This window comes from Streptomyces sp. NBC_00464 (assembly GCF_036013915.1).
Lineage (GTDB): Bacteria > Actinomycetota > Actinomycetes > Streptomycetales > Streptomycetaceae > Streptomyces.
The window spans coordinates 3,856,886-3,875,232 of the sequence record NZ_CP107899.1 but is presented as its reverse complement, the minus strand read 5'-3'; the positions used below and the strand labels follow the sequence as shown (position 1 = coordinate 3,875,232).

Below are 18,347 nucleotides of genomic sequence, written 5' to 3'. Positions count from 1 at the left end.
CCGCGCCCGAACCGCCCGGGTCAGCCGCCCTGGCCGGCGCTGCCGATCGGGCCCACCAGCACCGGGGAGCCGGAACCGTCCGTGGCGGGCAGAGAGGCGTTGCCCGGCCAGTCGAGGGTGACCGACTTCGTCTCGTTCGGCGGGGTCACCACCAGCCCCGTGATACGGACGCCGGAGCCGCCCGTCTCATTGAGCGGGTAGCTGATGTAGAAGTCGACTTCCTTGCCGTTCTTGAGGATGTACGGGTCACCGGGCTCGCCCTTGCGCGTGGCGGAGATGTCCCCCGCGTTGGTCTTCAGGTCGACGCCCGCGAACCCTGAGATCACGCAGTCGGCGCCGCTGCCGTTCGTCAGCCCCACCGTGACGGAGCCATCGGGGTCGCCATCGATGAAGCTGTCCTGCGCCGTGATCTTCAGCCCGTCGGTGGTGCACTTGGGGGTCGCACCGTTGTCACCGGAGCCGGAGCCGGAGTCGGCGGGGGCGGCCGTGCCCTTGCCGTCGGAGCCGCTGCCGGCGGAGTCCTTCCCGCTGTCCTGATCCGAGCCGCCCGAGCCCGAACCGCCCCCCGAGGAGGACGCGGCGGAGGCCGACGACGCGGACGACGGGTCACTCGCCGCCGCACCGTCGTCGCCGTTCTGGCAGGCGGTGAGCGAGAGACCGGCGGCAACGACCAGGGCGGCGAAGGTGATCCTGTGAGCGCGCATCATTTCTTCCTCAGCATCGGTGAACGGGACCGGCCGCTCCGTACGGGTCGGGTACGAGCGAGCGTTACTGATCCACAAGAGCAGCGGGCCCGCCGCACCGTTCCTCCGAACCACCGCCTAAGACATGCCTGTTACACGCACCCGCTGCCGAAGCGCCCCTCCGCACCGGGCGCGCCGAACCGGAACCCGCCGCCAGGCCTGCCGGGAGGGCACTTCCCGCCACGGTTCCGCTCCCGTTCGCGGCCGCCGTCCGCCGGGACAGACCCGTGACCCAACACACCGGATGAGGGCGTGGCTTCTCACGCCGGCTTCTGCTCCCGGAGCACCGCGACCGCCGCGTCGAAGGCCGAGTCGTGGTCCGTCGCGAACTCCTCCTCGGTGAAGACCGGTGTACGGATGTGGGGCGGGATGCCCGCGCCGTCGAAGGTCCCTCCCCGGCGGGTGAGGAACTCCTCGTTCGGGAGCCAGACCGCCATGCCGTTGGGCAGCGTGCGGTCCAGGGTGTCCGAGAAGACGCCCTGCGTGTTCTCCCCGATGCGGACGGTCCTGCCGGGCCGGTCGATGAGGGCCTGGGTGAACGTCTCACCCGCGCTGAACGTCGTCGCGGCCGTCAGCACGGCGACCGGTCCGCCGTAGCGGGGAACCCCGCGAGCGGGCTTCACGGGGACGGGCTGCGGCCGGGTGTACTGGGTGCGCTTGCGGTAGGCGGTGTACGAGGAGTCGGTCAGGCGCTCGGCCAGGTGCAGGCCGAGGGCGTCCGCGCCGCCGCCGTTGATCCGCAGGTCGATGACGAGACCGGTGAGCGAGGCCGTGCGCTCGGCGGTGAAGACCGCGTCCAGTGCCTTGTCGAGCTCGGCCAGTTCTGCGGCGTACTCATGCCCTTCCTCACTGCTGTAGCCGGCGAAGCCGGAGAGCCGCAGATATCCCTGCCCACCGGGCAGATCCGCGTAGCTGATCCGGCCGTTCCCGAACTCCCGCAGCGGCTCTCCGCCCAGGTCGCTCCGGACGATGTAGTCCTTGACCTTGGTGTCCAGATCCCCACCGATCACGGCCGTACCCGGGCGGACCTGGGAGAAGCGGCGCTCACCGTCGAAGACGGTCACGTGCGCGTCGTACAGCGGTGTCACCATCTCGCTGAAGAGGGCGAAGAGTTCGTCCCTGGTCGTGTCGGCGTGCACCTTCGGCCGGTACGTGTCACGTACGGCATGCCAGTCGATGCCCTTGGCAGCAAAAAAGGGGTAGTTCTCCTCGAAGGACTGCCAGAAGACATCGAACGTCGCCAGCGGGCCATCATCGGATGCGGGCTCCTCGCACGCGGCCGGGAGACGCCCGATCCGCCGCAGTTCCCGGTACCCGGCCGATCCGGACAGCCGCAACGAACCGGATGCCCGGACGGTGAGGAGCGTCCCGTCGCCGGACCTGTACACACCCGGTGCGGTCTGCTGCGCGGGTTCGCCCTTGAGGCAGCCCAACGCGGTGGTCTGGTACTGCTGCAGCCGCCCGTGCGCGATCGACAGGACGGTGCCGTAACCGTTCACCCGCCAGACGCCGTCGACGGCGGGCCGTGGCGTCGCGGCGGCAGGGACGATCGCCCCGCCGGCAAGGGCCAGTGCCACGAGTGCCGTTGCCGCCCTGGAAATCCCGTGTCGCAAGGTGTTCCTCTCCCTGTACGCGATCTGCGTCAGGAGATCGACGATCGCGGAACGCGAGCGGGGGCGACATCCGGCGGGCTGGTGGATCTTCAGGGGGACATCCCCCGGACGGCCAGGTCCGCATCGGCCAAGTGGCCCTGTCCTCACGGACATATGAGCCCGTGGAGACAGCGAATCGACTACCGCTCGCCCACGGTCAGGCGCTGTCCGGTGCTGCGGATCCCAGCCGTGCCGCCGGTGGCAGTGGGGCGTGCTGAGGGCAGGCTTCGAACGCCTGGATCGCCAACGCCGCGAAGCGCCGGGACGCCTTGACCTGGGCGGCGGTCGATGCGGCGTGGATCCCCTTGTTGGCCATGAGTACGAGAATCAGGTCGTCCAGGACGAAGTCGGACCGCAGGCGCCCCGCTTCCTTGGCTCGCTGAGCCAGTCCGGCGACTGCCTTCACCGTGTACTCCCGGCCTGCGGCGACATCCTTCATCTCCGGGTAGGTCGACAGGAAGGCTTCGGTGAAGCCCCGATCGCGGGCGTGCAGCTCACAGATCCTCTCGATCACCAGGCACAGGCCACGCCACGGATCAGGATCGGCGCACCCCTCGTCGACAATGGCGCGACATGCGTTCAGCTGGTCCGCGAAGGCCTCGGCGACCAGCATCTGCTTGGTCGGGAAGCGACGGTACAAGGTGGCAGGCCCCACCCCGGCACGCCGCGCGACCTCCCGCATCGGCACGTCCAGGCCATCGGTGGAGAACAGTGCTCGGGCCGCGTCGAGGATGCGTTCGCGGTTGTCCAGCGCGTCGGAACGCAACGTATGAGGCAAACGGTCGGTCACCACTCTCACTTTACCTAAACGGACGGGGGCGTCCATTACCGTCCGAGACGTAGAAGCTCTCATGCCTGAGCTGTCCGAGAACCTGGAGACCACATTGAAGGCGATCTCGATCCAGACGTTCGGAGGTCCTGACGGCCTGGCTGTTGTCGACCTGCCGGTACCCGCACCTGCTGCCGGGCAGGTACTGATAGCCACCGAGGCCGTGGGCGTCGGTGGTGTCGACACCCTGATCAGAAGCGGGGCTCTGGCCGCCTACGGCTTCAAGGAGGGCCACATCCCGGGCAGCGAGGTGGCGGGCACCGTGACCGCCGTCGGCGACGGCGTCGACGCGTCGTGGATCGGCAGGCGGGTATGGGCCTTCACCGGCACCGGCGGAGGCTACGTCGAACAGGCCCTCGCGCCGGTCGAGGAGATCGTTCCCCTGCCCGCGAACCTGTCCGCAGTCGATGCGGTGACACTCGGCAGCTCCGGCGTGGTGGCCCACTTCGGGCTCCGCCACGCCCATTTCGCCCCCGGGGAGACCGTCCTGGTGCGTGGTGCGGCCGGCAGCATCGGGATCATGACGGTGCAACTCGCCGCTCGCGGCGGCGCCGCCGCAGTGGCGGTCACCACCTCCTCGGCCGAGCGCGGCGAGCAGCTGCGACGTCTCGGCGCGACCCACGTGCTGGACCGCTCCGGCAACGGAGGGGAACCGTCTCCCGCAGGCTATGACGTCGTCATCGACGTGGTGGCCGGCAAGGACATGCCGTCGTTCTTCGACCGGCTCAACCCGAACGGCCGCATGGTGGCCGTGGGCGCTGTCGCAGGCCAGCCACCCGTGGACTTCGGGACGAAGATCATGGCGGCGTTCCAGAAGTCGATATCCTTTGCCGCATTCAGCGCAGCCACCGTCACCGCAGCCGAACGGCGTGCCGTGCGGAGCGAGCAGTTCGCCGCAGCGGGCCGGGGTGAGATCGAAACAGTGGTGCACGAGGTGCTGCCACTGGACGCAGCGGTGCTGGCGCACCAGAAAATGGACGCGGGCGAGGTCTTCGGCAGGATCGTGCTGACCCCGTAGCCAAAGGTATTCACGCCGGGAATGGATCACCTAGGGTGTGCGGATGCCTGAGGCCTTCGATCTCCGAGTAGAGCTTCCCGCGGCCCTCACGGGCCCCGCAGCGGCCTGGCGTTTCATCGAACGGTTCGCCGCACGTCTCGGCGCACCGGTCGGGCCGGACGACGGCTTCCCGGAGGCCGATCTCGCCGCTGCGGAGCTGCGGCTCGGGTTGCGACTGCCGGAAGCGATGCGGGAGTTGTACGGCAGGTTCGGACGTCGTTACGACCTGCTGTACGGGTCGAGGCTGCTCCTGCCCCCCGAGGAGTTGGAGGCGGACGATGCCGCTCTGATGTGGCAGGCGGAGAAGTTCTGGCTGTACCAGGTCGCCGTGCCGCTCGACCGGATCGCGGAAACCGACCCGCCCGTGCTGATCGACGGGACTTCGCAGGCGTACGACGACTGGGAGCCGTTCGCCGACCGCTTCTCCGCGGCGTGCGTGGAGACGGTAATGTCGGAGAACTCGCTGTGCGGCGACTGGGGCGGGTGGCGCCGCGAGTGCCTGGCCCCCGACGCCGCGCGCCTGAAGCAGTCGCTCACCCTCATACCGCCGCTGCTTTCCCCCGGCGGCCGGGACAACACGCACCGCTGGTACGCGGGCGCGGATGTCCTGGTGCACGAGGACCGCTCGGACGAGGAGTCGGAGCTGGGGTGGCTGTACGTCCGCGCGCTGACGCGGGAGGCGTTGGACGGCATCCGGGCGGCGTTGCCGGGGCCTTGGACCGAGACCGTGGACTACTGAGGGCCACGCGGGAATTCCGGGGTCGGGGTCGGGGTCGGTGGTCCCGTGCTGTGGGCCCGCCGGCCGGCGCCTATGCCCGTCGCAGGCCCGCCTGGAAGGCGTCCCATGCGGCGGGGGCGAGGAGGAGGACGGGGCCGGCGGCCCGTTTGGAGTCGCGGACGGCGACGGTGCCGGGGATGTTGCGGGCGACCTCGACGCATTCGCTGGACGTCGCGCTGTAGCTGGACTTCGTGAAACGGCGCTCCGCCATTCGTTCGCCCCTCAGTACGCGAACCCCACCACGGAAGGTTCACTCAACCCGTTCCGGAAAGCGTCCCACGCAGCAGGGGCGACCACCAGTACGCCCCCACCAGGCAACTTGGAGTCGCGGATGGCGACGGTGACAGGGACATTGCGGGCTACTTCGACGCACTCGCCATTACCACTGCTGTAGCTGGACTTGACGAACTCGAAGTGCGGCACGGCTACAACTCCTTGCGAATACGCCCGATAAGAGCGATGGAATCGCGGGGAGCGAGTCCGTTTCTGGCGATGCGACCGAACGTGACGTTGTGGCGTGCGGCGTCCGTCTCGCTCTCCAGCCACAGCGTAGACGACGTGGTGTCCATGTAGACCACGTCCATCGCACCTGGTTCGCCAAACGATACGACGCTAAAAGCGCTGGTCATGCCTGGGTGCGAGCCGGCAAGGAAGGGGACAACCTGCACCGTGACATTTGGCTCGGCGGCCACCTCCGACAACCGCGCCAACTGCGTACGCATCACCTCGCGCCCACCGACCAACTGCCGCAGGGCGCCTTCGGAGACGATCGCCCACAGCATGAGCGGGCTTCCGTCCGTGAGGCGCGCCTGCCGGGCAATCTTCGCTTCGACGAACCGCTCGATCTCGTCCGGGTCGTCCCAGTCCGCATTGCCGACCGCAAGCGCCCGAGCGTAGTCCGGCGTCTGAAGCAGTCCCGGCACGAAAGCCCCTTGCCAGGTCCTGACCGCCGTCGCGATGTCTTCGAGCGCAACGTACTCAACCAGCGAGCGCAGCTCCGGGTACTGGTTCCACCAGCCCTTCGCCTTGCGGCGTTCCCGATCCAGCCGGGCCACCTCCAGCAGACGGCCGACGAGCCTCGCATCCTCAAGACCGTAGAACTCGCAGAGGGCGCGCACGTCCGGGTCCCTCATGGGAACCCATCCGCGCTCCATCTTCACGATCTTCGAATTGGTCGCGCTGATGACCTGGGCAGCCTGCTGCTGCGTCTTCCCTGATGCGTCCCGCAGGCGCAACAGCTCGCTACCGAGCCTGCGTCCCAGAACAGTTGACGACCTATTGCCTTGCGGAGTCGCTCGATTCACGGCACCAGTGTCACCTCCCGCAGTGCGGGTCGTCGACCACCATCCCTCGTTAGGGACAAGTGTCCCCGTTTCACTTGCACTCGCCCGGGACGGCTCGCTACGTTCGGCATCACGCCGCTCACACAGCGGAGCAGACCGGCGGAAGTGCACCGCCCTGCCCAGCGCAGGAGCGACATCGCCACCGCCCGCACAACGGAGGCACGCGACCATGACCGCAACCCAACAAGCCCCCGCTCCCGAGCCCGACCCCACCCCGGAACCCCCGCTCCAAGAGGACCGCCTCGACTACACGCCCACCGCCCGCAGCGTCACCCTCTGCCGCCGCCGCGCCGCACGACTGGTCACCGAGTGGGGGCACCCCCACCACGCGGGCGAAGCCGGCCTCCTCGTCAGCGAGTTGGCCACCAACGCCTTACTCCACGGCTGCATGCGGGGCCGGCTCTTCCGGGTACACCTCATCCTCACCGCCACCACCCTCCGTATCGAGGTCAGCGATCCCCGCGGCGAGCGACTCCCCGGACTCCGCGAGGCGGGCGCCGACGACTGTTACGGGCGAGGGCTCCTCATCGTCACCCGGCTCGCCGACCGCTGGGGCATCGAGCCACGCACCGTCGGCAAGACCGTCTTCGCCGAACTGACCCTGAGGAAACGGACGGAGACACCAGCAGGAGTCCCCGAGGAAATGGAAGAGAAGTAGGCGCGACGCATACCGCAGGGGCGGCCTCAGGCGCATGTGCGAGCGCCTATATCTCTCCCAATTCCGGGCAGCGTCGCTTCCTCCAACGGAACCGCTGCGTAACGCACACCCGGCGCGGGCGTTCCCGATCGCCTGCCGTAGCTTCCCGGCCATGGAAGCGAACACCCAGCCCGACGCGATCGAGCTGATACGCCTGGTCGACCCCACTCAGAGCGTCATCGTCCGGCTTCGGTCGACCCAACCCACCGGCCGGAGCGCGGGCGTCCAGCGCTACGACGCGGAGGCCGTCGTCACCAGCGGCTTCGTGAACGGAACGGTCTACCTCGGGTTCGATTCCGAGGACCTTTCGGACTGGGGGAACCTTCTCGACGCCATCGAGGAGGTCGAGCAGGAGATCGGCCTCGACGAGGCCTTCACGGCGGACTGGCCCCGAGAAGGCCGTACCGCATACCTCCGGTTCATAGCTGACGACCCCTACGTGGTGGAAGTCCACGACGGAACCAGCACCCAGATCGTCGTCTCGGTGCCGCTCGACATGCGCGGAGACTGGATAGCCGACTCCAGGCAGCGGCTGTCGGCGGCCCGAGCTGTTCTCGGCACCGACGCACAGCATCACCGTGGTGCACGCCTCTGACCGACGTGCCGCAGACGAGCAGGCGAAGGCGTGACCCGTCAGCCCTCGTCCGCGCGGGTCAGGGCTTCGGCGATCATGCGGGTGGCGAAGTCGTGGTCGTCGGTGATGCGGTTGATCTGCTCCGCGAGCAGGAAGGCGGTGGCCTCCAGGGGGGTCATCTCCGCCTCGGTCCAGTCCCCGTACTGCTTGCGCCACAGGCTGGGGCTGAGGCCGGTGCCCGCGGCGACGACCAGGCCGGCCATGGTGGGGATGACCTCGGGGCCGACACTCTTGGGCATCATGCGCATCGAGGCCACGAGGGTGGGCACCACGTACTCGATGACGTCCTTGTCGTGGGCCTCATGGGCCTTCCGCAGCCACACCATGAACATGTAGATGAGCGTGCACGTGCCGTCCAGTACGTCCTCGGCCTCCCCGGGGCCGAGTGAAGCGATGAACTGCTCGACCAGCAACCGCTGTTCGGCGTCGGTCTCGGTGGTGCCGTCGTACACGCTCTTGAGCCGGGAGTCGATCATCATGAGCGCCGCGCCCACATCACCGGCGGGAGCGTGCTGGGGATCGCAACTCGTTGACAGAGCTTCCTCCTCGGTCAGCTGCGCCGGACAGCGCGCGGAGTCCGCAGACTAGTAGGGCGGCGAGACCGGTCGTGGATTGTCTCCGCTACGGCAGCGGGGTTCGGGGCGGCCCGGTATCCTTCCGCGCGCCCTGGACGAGACCGCCCCCTTCGCCGAACTCGCCCCCGGTCCCCGGACATGCCGGTGGGCCCGCGCGAACGTCTCGCGGGCCCACCTCATACACGTACCACCGGGGCGACTACCCCCAGGTGATCAGCCGCTTCGGCTGCTCCAGGATCGCGGCGACGTCCGCCAGGACCTTGGAGCCGAGCTCGCCGTCGACCAGGCGGTGGTCGAACGACAGGGCCAGCGTGGTCACCTGACGGGGCTTCACCTTGCCCTTGTGGACCCAGGGCTGGAGCTTGATCGCGCCGACCGCGAGGATCGCGGACTCGCCCGGGTTCAGGATCGGCGTGCCCGTGTCGACGCCGAAGACGCCGACGTTGGTGATGGTCACCGTGCCGCCCGCCATCGCGGCGGGGGACGTCTTGCCCTCGCGGGCCGTGGAGACCAGCTCGCCCAGGGACGCGGCCAGCTGCGGCAGCGTCTGGTCGTGCGCGTCCTTGATGTTCGGGACGATGAGTCCGCGCGGGGTGGCGGCGGCGATGCCCAGGTTGACGTAGTGCTTCTGCACGATCTCCTGGTTCGCCTCGTCCCAGGCGGCGTTGACCTCGGGGTTCCGCTTGATCGCGACCAGGAGGGCCTTGGCGATGATCAGGAGCGGGTTGACCCGCACCCCCGCCATGTCCTTGTCCTCCTTGAGCTCCGCCACGAGCTTCATCGTGCGCGTCACGTCGATGGTCACGAACTCCGTGACGTGCGGCGCCGTGAACGCGCTGCCGACCATCGCCTGCGCGATCGCCTTGCGTACGCCCTTGACGGGGATACGCGTCTCGCGGGCGGTCACGGAGGGCGCCACCGCCTGGGCCGGAGCCTCGACCGGGGCCGGGGCCTCGGGCTGCGCCGGTGCGGGGGCGGGCGTCGGCGTCGCCGCCGCGTGCACGTCCTCGCGGGTGACGACGCCGCCCTCGCCGGTCGGGGTGACCGTCGCCAGGTCGATGCCCAGGTCCTTGGCCAGCTTGCGGACCGGCGGCTTGGCGAGCGGGCGGGTCTCGGCGACCGCGGTGTGGCCGGTGCCGTGGCCGTTCATCTCGCCCTGGATCGCCGTGGCCGCGGCCGCGGGGGCCGCCTCCGTGCCCTTGCGGGCGCGCCGCTTGGTGGAGGACTCGGCGACGCCGTAACCCACCAGGACGGGCTGGCGGGCCTTGGGCGCCTCGGCCTCCGGCTCCGCGGCGGGCGCGGGCTCGGCTGCGGCGGGCGCGGCGGCGGGAGCGGGGGCCTCGTCGCCGGAACCCGGTGCCACGTCCACCGCGATGATCACCTGGCCGACGTCGACGGTCGTGCCCTCGGGGAAGCGCAGCTCGTGCACCACGCCGTCGAACGGGATGGGCAGCTCCACGGCCGCCTTCGCCGTCTCGACCTCGCAGACGACCTGGCCGTCGGTGACGGTGTCGCCGGGCTGGACGAACCACTTGAGGATCTCGGCCTCGGTCAGTCCCTCGCCCACGTCGGGCATCTTGAACTCGCGGAAGCGAGCAGCGTTGGAAGTGTCGGTCATCGTTGTCACGTCCCCGTCCTCAGTACGCCAGCGAGCGGTCGACGGCGTCGAGCACGCGGTCGAGACCCGGGAGGTACTCGTCCTCCAGCCGGGCCGGCGGGTACGGGACGTGGTAGCCGCCGACCCTCAGCACGGGTGCCTCCAGGTGGTAGAAGCAGCGCTCCGTGATGCGAGCGGCGATCTCCGCGCCCGAGCCGTAGAACACCGGTGCCTCGTGGACCACGACCAGCCTGCGGGTCTTCTCGACCGAGGTCTGGATGGCGTCGAAGTCGATCGGGGACATCGAGCGCAGGTCCACGACCTCGATCGACTTGCCCTCCTCCTCGGCGGCCGCGGCGGCCTCCAGGCAGACCTTCACCATCGGGCCGTAGGCGACGAGCGTGAGGTCCGTGCCGGTGCGGGCGACGGACGCCCGGTGCAGCTGGCCCGGGATGGACTCGGTGTCGAGCTCGCCCTTGTCCCAGTAGCGGCGCTTCGGCTCGAAGAAGATGATCGGGTCGTCGCTCTGGACGGCCTGCTGCATCATCCAGTACGCGTCCGACGCGTTGGAGGGCGAGACGACCTTCAGGCCCGCGACGTGCGCGAACAGTGCCTCGGGCGACTCGCTGTGGTGCTCCACGGCGCCGATGCCGCCGCCGTACGGAATCCGCACGACGACCGGCAGCTTGATCTTGCCGAGCGAGCGGGCGTGCATCTTCGCGAGCTGCGTGACGATCTGGTCGTACGCGGGGAAGACGAAGCCGTCGAACTGGATCTCCACGATGGGCCGGTAGCCGCGCAGGGCCAGGCCGATCGCCGTGCCGACGATGCCGGACTCGGCGAGCGGGGTGTCGATCACCCGGTCCTCGCCGAAGTCCTTCTGGAGCCCGTCGGTGATCCGGAAGACCCCGCCCAGCTTGCCGACGTCCTCACCCATGATGAGGACCTTGGGGTCGGTGTCGAGGGCCTTGCGCAGCGACTCGTTGAGCGCCTTCGCGATGGACATCTTTTCCATGGCCATGGCTACTTGCCCTCCTCGGCGAACGATGCCTGGTAGGCGGCGAACTGGGCGCGCTCCTCGTCGACGAGCGCGCTCCCGTCGGCGTAGGCGTGCTCGAAGATCGCCATCCGGTCGGGTTGCGGCATGGACCGTACGGCGTCGCGGACGCGCTTGCCGAGGGTCTCGCTCTCCTCGTCGAGAGCGGTGAAGAACGCCTCGTCGGCGGCGCCCACGTTCTCCAGGTAGGTGCGCAGGCGCAGGATCGGGTCCTTGGCCTCCCAGGAGGCGCGCTCCTCGTCGGCCCGGTACTTCGTCGGGTCGTCGGAGGTGGTGTGCGCGCCCATCCGGTAGGTGAACGCCTCGACGAGGGTGGGCCCCTCGCCCTGGCGGGCCCGCTCCAGAGCCGCCTTGGTGACGGCCAGGCAGGCCAGTACGTCGTTGCCGTCGACCCGGACGCCGGGGAAGCCGAAGCCCTGGGCGCGCTGGTAGAGCGGCACCCGGGTCTGCTTCTCGGTCGGCTCGGAGATGGCCCACTGGTTGTTCTGGCAGAAGAACACCACGGGGGCGTTGTAGACCGCGGAGAAGGTGAACGCCTCGGCGACATCGCCCTGGCTGGAGGCGCCGTCACCGAAGTACGCGATCACGGCCGAGTCCGCACCGTCCTTGGCGACGCCCATGGCGTAGCCGGTGGCGTGCAGGGTCTGGGAGCCGATGACGATCGTGTAGAGGTGGAAGTTGTTGGTGTTCGGGTCCCAGCCGCCGTGGTTCACACCGCGGAACATCCCGAGCAGGTTGGTCGGGTCGACGCCGCGGCACCAGGCGACGCCGTGCTCGCGGTAGGTCGGGAAGACGTAGTCGTCGTCGCGCAGCGCCCGGCCGGAGCCGATCTGCGCGGCCTCCTGGCCCAGCAGCGAGGCCCACAGGCCCAGCTCGCCCTGGCGCTGCAGTGCGGTGGCCTCGGCGTCGAAGCGGCGGGTCAGGACCATGTCCCGGTACAGCCCGCGCAGCTCGTCCTCGGTCAGGTCGATCGAGTAGTCCGGGTGCTCGACCCGCTCGCCCTCGGGCGTCAGCAGCTGTACGAGCTCGGGTCCGGAACTCTGTGATGTCTTCGCGGGCGTCTTCGCGGCGCTGGTCCGCTTGCTGCTGCGTCGCGGTTTACGCGCGGCAGCAGTGCTCTCCACGGTCACGTGCGTGCTCCTCCGTCGGTCCGGCCCCCGGGGTCTGCCGGGAAACCAGTGCGGCTCGCCTGTGTCCGTACCCGTGCACGGGGTGGGTGCCGCTCGGTCCGGGAAACAGGCGTGACAGGTGCCCCGGCGAGCGCCCTGTAAAAGGCACGTTACCCAGTGCCTCGCGTAACTGCGAAAACCTATCTGACCTGCGATTTTGCTTGGATATCCAAGTAAATCGAGGAATTCGGGAACTCTCGCTGGTCACAGCACTGGTAACAGCCTTGCAGGCCGCCGGAACAACGGCACGTTATCCCGCCCGACAGCGGCAGGGAAGAGGGGAGTGTGTGAGACTGCGTTTGTGCGCAAAGAAGGAAAAATCACTGTTTTTCTGCTGGACGACCATGAAGTCGTCCGCCGCGGAGTCCATGAGCTGCTCTCGTCCGAGGACGACATCGAAGTGGTCGGCGAGGCCGGTACGGCAGCGGACGCGCTGGTACGGATCCCCGCGACCCGGCCCGATGTCGCCGTCCTCGACGTACGGCTGCCGGACGGCAGCGGAGTGGAGGTCTGCCGCGAGATCCGTTCCCAGGACGAGTCCATCAACTGCCTGATGCTGACCTCGTACGCCGACGACGAGGCACTCTTCGACGCGATCATGGCGGGCGCGTCCGGATATGTGCTCAAGGCGATCCGCGGCAATGAGCTGCTGAATGCGGTACGGGACGTGGCGGCCGGGAAATCGCTGCTCGACCCGGTGGCCACCGCGCGGGTGCTGGAACGGCTGCGCGACGGAAAGAAGGGCCGCGGCGACGACAAACTCGCGGGCCTCACCGATCAGGAGCGCAAGATCCTGGATCTGATCGGCGAGGGACTGACGAACCGGGTGATCGGTGAGCGGCTCCATCTCGCCGAGAAGACGATCAAGAACTATGTCTCCAGCCTGCTGTCCAAGCTGGGCATGGAACGACGCTCGCAGGCCGCCGCCTACGTGGCACGGCTCCAGGCCGAGAGGCGCTGACCCGTACAGCTAACCCGTACAGATGTGCGGAAGGGCCGCGGACGTCGATGATCTTCGGGACTTTGGTCCCGTGCCACCCGGGGCCGCGGCCTCTTATTCCGTCCACACAGGTGACGGACAGTGGAGGGCATGTCCTCCGAGGAACTCCACGCAATCCAGCTGCTCGGCCGGGTCCCCTACGGCCGGCTGGCGACCAGTATGCGAGCCCTCCCGATCCTGACGGTGGCCCGGCACATCGTCACCGACGGCCGCGTCGTCCTGCGCGTGCACAGCGGGCTCGGCCACCACGACGCCTGCGACGGCGCGGTCGTGGCGTACGGGGCGGACAACTACAACGCCGCCACCTCGGCCGGCAGCCGCGACCTGTGGTCCGTGCAGTTCACCGGGCCCGCGCAGATCATCGAGCCGACCTGCGCCCAGCGCGAGCTCCTCGGCCCCGCCCCGGTCGAGGTCAACGGGGAACCCTTCGAACCGGCCTACATCCGGCTCGACCCGCACTTCGTCACAGTGCACACTCTGGGCTTCCACGCAACTCCGCGGATCCACAACGTAGCGTGATCTAACATCTGGCGAGTGCCGCGCTCATATGTAACCTTCCCGCCTGTTCCCCCGGTCGGCGAGGTGCTGAGCCGCTACCCGGACGCCGGAGAGCCGCTCACCTGCAAACCCCTCGCCCAAGGCCTGCTCAACCATGGTTACCGGGTGTCCACGACCCGCGGTTCCTACTTCCTCAAACATCATCTGGACGACTCCACCGGCGACCGCGCCACGATCGTCCGCCAGCACCGGGCCACCCAGCGGCTCCAGTCACTCGGAGTGCCCGTCGCACCGCCCGTCGTGGACAGCGACGGGGACACCGTCACCGAGATCGGCGGCCGCTGTTACGCCCTGCACCCCTGGGTCGACGGACTGCACCGGGCAGGCGCCCAGCTCACCGTCGCCCAGTCGTTACGCCTCGGGGCGCTGCTCGGAGCCGTACACACGGGTCTTGAGCAGGTGATGGACGCGGGGGCGGGGGCCGGGGGGCGGACCTGCCATGCGAGCCCCGATCCCGCCGACACGTTCGCGCTGATCGACGAGCTGCTGGCCGCGGCGCGCGACCGCCGGCCCCGGGACTCCTTCGACGAACTGGCCGAGCACCGGCTCCTGGAGCGGCGCACCCTGCTGGAACAGCACGCGGACCGCCGCCCGCCCGCCCCGGACGGTCCGGCGACCGGCTGGGTGCACGGTGACTTCCACCCGCTGAACGTGCTCTACCGGGGCGCCGACCCGGTGGCGATCCTGGACTGGGACCGGCTGGGGGTGCAGCCGCGCGCGGAAGAGGCGGTGCGGGCCGCGGCGATCTTCTTCGTGCAGCCGGCCGGGGAGCTGGAGCTGGGGAAGGTGCGGGCGTACGCACGCGCCTACCGGCGGGCGGCCGGTGCGGGGGCGGACGAACTGGCCGCGGCGGTGCACCGGGTGTGGTGGGAGCGGCTCAACGACTTCTGGATACTGCACTGGCGCTACTGCCTGAACGACCGAAGGGCCGACCCGCAGTTCCCTGCGGTGTCGGCCCTGGCGGTCTGGTGGACCCGTGAATACGCCGCGGTGCGCGACGCGTTCACGGGGTGAGCGCGTGTTACGGAGTGGTGCCGGTGCCCTCGGTGGCTCCGGCGGCGGTGTTCCCGGCGTCCGCGCCGGCGTCCGCGCCCGCGTCGGCGCCCGCGTCGGTGCCCGGATCGGTCGTCGGGTCGGTCGGGGGCGGCGTCTCGTTGCCCGTACCCCCGTTGTTCGTGCCCCCGTCCACCGCCGTGCCCTCCGTGGCCGTCTCGGTCGGAGTGGCACTGGGCGTCGGCTCGACCGACTCGCTCGGGGTGTACGACGGGGTGTACGAAGGCTGTTCGGGCGTCTCCTGCTGATCGCCCGTGGAGTTCCCCGGCTGTTCGGTGTCCTGCGTCGTCTCCTCGTCGGTCGGCGAGGCCGACGTCTTCGTCGGAGAGGGCTCGCTGGACGTCGAGGCGGGCGGCGCCTCGTGCTTCCCGCCGTCGCCCTTCGCCGCGTTGACCGCGAAGGCGACACCCACACCGATCGCGATCAGGGCGAGCACGACGAACAGCCACATCTTGCCGCGGCCGCCACCGCCCTGCCGGGTGCTGCCGCCGTCGTAACCCCCGTCGTCCGGGTTCATCGGCGGCAGGATCGGGCCCTGCGAGGTGTCCCCGTACTGCTGGTAGCCACCCATCGCGCGGGTGGAGCCGGTCATGCCCCGGGGCGGGGTGCCCGAGCCGTCGTTCATCACGACGGGGCCCGTGTTCCACGTACCGGTGTGACCGCCCTGCACCTGGAGCATCTGCAGGCTGTACTGAACCAGTCCGCGCATCTCCTCGGCGCTCTGGAACCGGTCGTCCGGGTCCTTCGCGAGCGAGCGCATGACGAGCCCGTCGAGCTCCGGCGGCACCGCCCCCTGCGAGACCTCCGATGGCGGGACCGGAATGTCCTGAACGTGCTGATATACAACGGAGAGTGGCGTTTCGCCCGTGAACGGGGGCCGCAGTGCGAGGAGTTCGTACAGCAGACAGCCGGTGGCGTAGAGGTCGGAGCGGTGGTCGACGGCCTTGCCCAGCGCCTGCTCGGGGGAGAGGTACTGCGGCGTCCCCATGACCATGCCGGTCTGGGTCATCGTCGACTGGGCGCCGTGCAGCGCACGGGCGATGCCGAAGTCCATCACCTTGACCGCGCCGGAGTGCGTGATGATCACGTTGGCCGGCTTGATGTCCCGGTGCACGATTCCGTGCTGGTGTGAGTAGGCCAACGCCTCCAGCACCCCGGAGACGATGATCAACGCCTGCTCCGGAGGCGGGGCCTCGGCATTGAGCAGCAGGTCACGGATGGTGCGGCCCTCGACGAGCTCCATGACGATGTACGGGACCGTCTGACCGGCCACGGTGTCCTCGCCGGAGTCGTACACCGCCACCACCGCATGGTGGTTGAGGCCGGCGACCGACTGCGCCTCACGCGTGAACCGGGCCTTGGAGACCGGGTCCTCGGCAAGATCGGAGCGCAGCAGTTTCACCGCGACCGTACGTCCCAGCCGGACGTCCTCGGCCGCGAAGACCTCGGCCATGCCGCCCCGGCCCAGGCGGCCGGTCAGCCGGTAGCGTCCGTCGCCGACGACACCGCCGATGCCCCAGGCGTCGGTGCCATCCGGAACTCCGCCGCCGTTTGCTTCGGGTTCGGGTGCCATCAGTCCTCGCCGTCGTTTCTGTCCGCGCGTCCGCGGGTTCTCACGGTGCCTTGCTGCATTGCCACGTCACGCTACAGCCTTCGTCGGACACACCGTTTCCGAGAGGGACGGGCCATCCAACCGGCTGGCGTGCCCCACACGCAAATTCGATGCGGTTCCTGTAACGCTTCCGAGACGCTTCTTGTGCGTAGGGTCACGGAACGGGCACCTGGCTTGACGTGTCGTACCCCTCGGGCAGACTTGGCCAGTAATACGGATCTTCGCGCGGTCGCGCGGCCCTAGGGGGAAGCAAGTCATGAGCCAGGACGGCGCACAGGGTGCCCAGGGTCGCTACGCGGGCGGTTCGGTCGCCGGTGGCCGCTACCAGCTGCGTGATCTGCTGGGCGAAGGCGGGATGGCCTCCGTATATCTGGCTTACGACTCCGCTCTCGACCGGCAGGTCGCGATCAAGACGCTCCACACGGAGCTCGGCCGCGAGCAGTCGTTCCGCGAGCGCTTCCGGCGCGAGGCCCAGGCGGTCGCCAAGCTCCAGCACACCAACATCGTCTCCGTCTTCGACACCGGCGAGGACGAGCTCGGCGGCGCGCTGATGCCGTACATCGTCATGGAGTACGTCGAGGGGCAGCCGCTCGGCTCCGTCCTTCAGACGGACATCCGCAACTACGGTGCGATGCCCGCCGACAAGGCACTCAAGGTGACGGCCGACGTGCTGGCCGCCCTGGACACCAGCCACGAAATGGGCCTGGTCCACCGCGACATCAAGCCCGGCAACGTGATGGTGACCAAGCGCGGCATCGTGAAGGTCATGGACTTCGGCATCGCCCGCGCCATGCAGTCGGGTGTCACGTCGATGACGCAGACCGGCATGGTCGTCGGCACCCCGCAGTACCTCTCCCCCGAACAGGCCCTCGGCCGTGGGGTGGACGCCCGTTCCGACCTGTATTCCGTCGGCATCATGCTCTTCCAGCTGCTGACCGGCCGTATCCCCTTCGACGCGGACTCCCCGCTCGCCATCGCGTACGCGCATGTGCAGGAGGAGCCGGTCGCCCCCTCCACCATCAACCGGTCGATCACCCCGGCGATGGACGCCCTCGTCGCCCGCGCCCTGAAGAAGAACCCCAACGAGCGCTTCCCGAGCGCCGCCGCGATGCAGGACGAGATCGCGCGCGTGCTGAACGCGAGCGGGCAGACGGGCGCCCCCGTGATCGTCAGCGGCACGGGCGCACCGTCGAACAGCGGCTCGGGGGTCGGCTCGGCCGTCTTCCCGCCGGTCGACCAGTCCACCCCGGCGCCGAACGTCCAGACGCCGTACCAGCCGGGCCCCTACCAGTCGCAGCAGCAGCCCGGCCCCTACGGCGTGCCGACGCCGGCGCCCACCCCGGCACCGTCGTACGGGTATCCGCAGTCGGCTCCGGCGTACCAGACGCCGGCGGCGATGTCGCCGATGCAGCAGCATGCCCCGACTCCGTACACGGTCTCGCCGCAGACGCATGCCCCGTCCTCGGGCGGCGGCTCCCAGCGGAACATGCCGGTGATCGTCGGCTCGATCGTGGTCGCCCTGATCGCGATCGGCGGCCTGATCACGGCGCTCGCGCTGAAGGACGACGACCCGGGCAAGGGCGGCACCGACGCCTCGTCGAGCGAGTCCCCGGCCGTTGACCACAAGGATCCGGAGCGGAACCGGACGATTGACACCGACAAGTGCACGGACGCGTACGAGGACGACGACGACCCGAACAAGGTCGACGCCCCGAGCTTCCTCTACAAGGACATCCTCTCGGTGCGCGCCTGCGCGGACGCGGCCGGCTGGACCATCAAGCAGATCAAGGTCCCCGGGAACGCGTACGCGGAGGACCAGGTCATCGACCAGTTCCCCACGTCCGGAACCGCCGTGTCCAAGGTGGGCGCCCACTTCGAGCTGCGTATCGCGACGGGCGACCCGGCGTAGGGGTGCGGCTCGGCCCCGTACGTCCGTCCGCATCGCCTGGGACGCCATCCGTCCGCATCACCTGGGACGCCATCCGTCCGCATC

Annotated in this window: 19 protein-coding genes; 8 read left to right on the top strand and 11 right to left on the bottom strand. The window is 69.3% G+C overall.

Annotation, left to right across the window (positions count from 1 at the left end; translation table 11 throughout):
* Window positions 1-20: 20 nt before the first annotated feature.
* The 3 genes from OG912_RS17485 to OG912_RS17475 all read right to left on the bottom strand — a co-directional run bounded on the left by OG912_RS17485 (window position 21) and on the right by OG912_RS17475 (window position 3,185).
* Entirely contained in the window at window positions 21-704 is a 684-nt protein-coding gene (locus OG912_RS17485) for a DUF4232 domain-containing protein (RefSeq protein ID WP_327713462.1), read from the bottom strand.
* Window positions 705-1,003: 299 nt separating this feature from the next.
* Window positions 1,004-2,356, bottom strand: a complete 1,353-nt coding sequence (locus OG912_RS17480) for a S41 family peptidase (protein WP_327710151.1) — start codon at window positions 2,354-2,356, stop codon at window positions 1,004-1,006.
* A 196-nt stretch (window positions 2,357-2,552) separates the two neighbouring features.
* Window positions 2,553-3,185, bottom strand: a complete 633-nt coding sequence (locus OG912_RS17475; protein ID WP_327713461.1) for a TetR/AcrR family transcriptional regulator — start codon at window positions 3,183-3,185, stop codon at window positions 2,553-2,555.
* Window positions 3,186-3,279: 94 nt separating this feature from the next.
* Between OG912_RS17475 and OG912_RS17470 the strand changes: the two genes are divergently transcribed.
* Window positions 3,280-4,242 (top strand): zinc-dependent alcohol dehydrogenase family protein, encoded by a 963-nt coding sequence (locus OG912_RS17470; RefSeq protein ID WP_327713460.1) that lies wholly within the window; start codon window positions 3,280-3,282, stop codon window positions 4,240-4,242.
* Window positions 4,243-4,285: 43 nt separating this feature from the next.
* A complete protein-coding gene (locus tag OG912_RS17465; RefSeq protein WP_327710150.1) occupies window positions 4,286-5,020 on the top strand; it encodes an SMI1/KNR4 family protein in 735 nt (244 codons plus the stop codon).
* Between the two features lie 70 nt (window positions 5,021-5,090).
* Here the strand turns inward: OG912_RS17465 and OG912_RS17460 are convergent, their stop codons facing one another.
* The 3 genes from OG912_RS17460 to OG912_RS17450 are packed head-to-tail and all read right to left on the bottom strand — an operon-like array spanning window position 5,091 to window position 6,363.
* Window positions 5,091-5,270 (bottom strand): DUF397 domain-containing protein, encoded by a 180-nt coding sequence (locus tag OG912_RS17460; protein WP_327710149.1) that lies wholly within the window; start codon window positions 5,268-5,270, stop codon window positions 5,091-5,093.
* Between the two features lie 11 nt (window positions 5,271-5,281).
* Window positions 5,282-5,482 (bottom strand): DUF397 domain-containing protein, encoded by a 201-nt coding sequence (locus tag OG912_RS17455; RefSeq protein WP_327710148.1) that lies wholly within the window; start codon window positions 5,480-5,482, stop codon window positions 5,282-5,284.
* 2 nt (window positions 5,483-5,484) lie between these two features.
* Window positions 5,485-6,363, bottom strand: a complete 879-nt coding sequence (locus tag OG912_RS17450; RefSeq protein ID WP_327710147.1) for a helix-turn-helix domain-containing protein — start codon at window positions 6,361-6,363, stop codon at window positions 5,485-5,487.
* Window positions 6,364-6,571: 208 nt separating this feature from the next.
* Here OG912_RS17450 and OG912_RS17445 point away from each other — a divergent pair, with 208 nt between their 5' ends.
* Complete coding sequence (locus OG912_RS17445; RefSeq protein WP_327710146.1) at window positions 6,572-7,060, top strand: ATP-binding protein; 489 nt, start codon at window positions 6,572-6,574, stop codon at window positions 7,058-7,060.
* A 151-nt stretch (window positions 7,061-7,211) separates the two neighbouring features.
* Window positions 7,212-7,694: a DUF5959 family protein gene (locus OG912_RS17440; RefSeq protein ID WP_327710145.1), complete on the top strand. Its 483-nt coding sequence runs from the start codon at window positions 7,212-7,214 to the stop codon at window positions 7,692-7,694.
* 38 nt (window positions 7,695-7,732) lie between these two features.
* Here OG912_RS17440 and OG912_RS17435 read toward each other — a convergent pair whose 3' ends face one another.
* From OG912_RS17435 to pdhA, 4 genes are all read right to left on the bottom strand, one after another.
* The gene (locus tag OG912_RS17435; protein ID WP_327713459.1) at window positions 7,733-8,269 is read right to left on the bottom strand and encodes a hypothetical protein; all 537 of its coding nucleotides are present in this window, start codon (window positions 8,267-8,269) and stop codon (window positions 7,733-7,735) included.
* 238 nt (window positions 8,270-8,507) lie between these two features.
* Window positions 8,508-9,935, bottom strand: coding sequence for a dihydrolipoamide acetyltransferase family protein (locus OG912_RS17430; RefSeq protein ID WP_327710144.1), 1,428 nt, complete (start codon window positions 9,933-9,935; stop codon window positions 8,508-8,510).
* A 10-nt stretch (window positions 9,936-9,945) separates the two neighbouring features.
* Window positions 9,946-10,926: an alpha-ketoacid dehydrogenase subunit beta gene (locus tag OG912_RS17425; RefSeq protein ID WP_327710142.1), complete on the bottom strand. Its 981-nt coding sequence runs from the start codon at window positions 10,924-10,926 to the stop codon at window positions 9,946-9,948.
* 2 nt (window positions 10,927-10,928) lie between these two features.
* Entirely contained in the window at window positions 10,929-12,092 is a 1,164-nt protein-coding gene (pdhA, locus tag OG912_RS17420; RefSeq protein ID WP_326737350.1) for a pyruvate dehydrogenase (acetyl-transferring) E1 component subunit alpha, read from the bottom strand.
* A 340-nt stretch (window positions 12,093-12,432) separates the two neighbouring features.
* On the opposite strand from pdhA, the gene OG912_RS17415 reads away from it, so the two are divergent.
* The 3 genes from OG912_RS17415 to OG912_RS17405 all read left to right on the top strand — a co-directional run bounded on the left by OG912_RS17415 (window position 12,433) and on the right by OG912_RS17405 (window position 14,703).
* Window positions 12,433-13,092 carry a response regulator transcription factor gene (locus OG912_RS17415; RefSeq protein WP_326737351.1) on the top strand — a complete coding sequence of 220 codons (660 nt, stop codon included), beginning with the start codon at window positions 12,433-12,435 and terminating at the stop codon, window positions 13,090-13,092.
* A gap of 129 nt (window positions 13,093-13,221) precedes the next feature.
* Window positions 13,222-13,650 carry a pyridoxamine 5'-phosphate oxidase family protein gene (locus tag OG912_RS17410; protein WP_327710141.1) on the top strand — a complete coding sequence of 143 codons (429 nt, stop codon included), beginning with the start codon at window positions 13,222-13,224 and terminating at the stop codon, window positions 13,648-13,650.
* A gap of 63 nt (window positions 13,651-13,713) precedes the next feature.
* Entirely contained in the window at window positions 13,714-14,703 is a 990-nt protein-coding gene (locus OG912_RS17405; RefSeq protein WP_327713458.1) for a phosphotransferase, read from the top strand.
* 7 nt (window positions 14,704-14,710) lie between these two features.
* Here the strand turns inward: OG912_RS17405 and OG912_RS17400 are convergent, their stop codons facing one another.
* Entirely contained in the window at window positions 14,711-16,315 is a 1,605-nt protein-coding gene (locus tag OG912_RS17400; RefSeq protein WP_327710140.1) for a protein kinase domain-containing protein, read from the bottom strand.
* Window positions 16,316-16,610: 295 nt separating this feature from the next.
* On the opposite strand from OG912_RS17400, the gene OG912_RS17395 reads away from it, so the two are divergent.
* Window positions 16,611-18,263, top strand: coding sequence for a protein kinase domain-containing protein (locus tag OG912_RS17395; RefSeq protein ID WP_327710139.1), 1,653 nt, complete (start codon window positions 16,611-16,613; stop codon window positions 18,261-18,263).
* Window positions 18,264-18,347 lie beyond the last annotated feature (84 nt).

Excerpts from the sequence above, each read along its gene's own strand:
- OG912_RS17395 (WP_327710139.1), top strand. The coding sequence starts at position 16,611 with ATGAGCCAGGACGGCGCACAGGGTGCCCAGGGTCGCTACGCGGGCGGT.
- OG912_RS17425 (WP_327710142.1), bottom strand. The coding sequence starts at position 10,926 with ATGGCCATGGAAAAGATGTCCATCGCGAAGGCGCTCAACGAGTCGCTG.
- OG912_RS17440 (WP_327710145.1), top strand. The coding sequence starts at position 7,212 with ATGGAAGCGAACACCCAGCCCGACGCGATCGAGCTGATACGCCTGGTC.
- OG912_RS17400 (WP_327710140.1), bottom strand. The coding sequence starts at position 16,315 with ATGGCACCCGAACCCGAAGCAAACGGCGGCGGAGTTCCGGATGGCACC.
- OG912_RS17485 (WP_327713462.1), bottom strand. The coding sequence starts at position 704 with ATGCGCGCTCACAGGATCACCTTCGCCGCCCTGGTCGTTGCCGCCGGT.
- OG912_RS17460 (WP_327710149.1), bottom strand. The coding sequence starts at position 5,270 with ATGGCGGAGCGCCGTTTCACGAAGTCCAGCTACAGCGCGACGTCCAGC.
- OG912_RS17410 (WP_327710141.1), top strand. The coding sequence starts at position 13,222 with ATGTCCTCCGAGGAACTCCACGCAATCCAGCTGCTCGGCCGGGTCCCC.
- OG912_RS17445 (WP_327710146.1), top strand. The coding sequence starts at position 6,572 with ATGACCGCAACCCAACAAGCCCCCGCTCCCGAGCCCGACCCCACCCCG.
- OG912_RS17465 (WP_327710150.1), top strand. The coding sequence starts at position 4,286 with ATGCCTGAGGCCTTCGATCTCCGAGTAGAGCTTCCCGCGGCCCTCACG.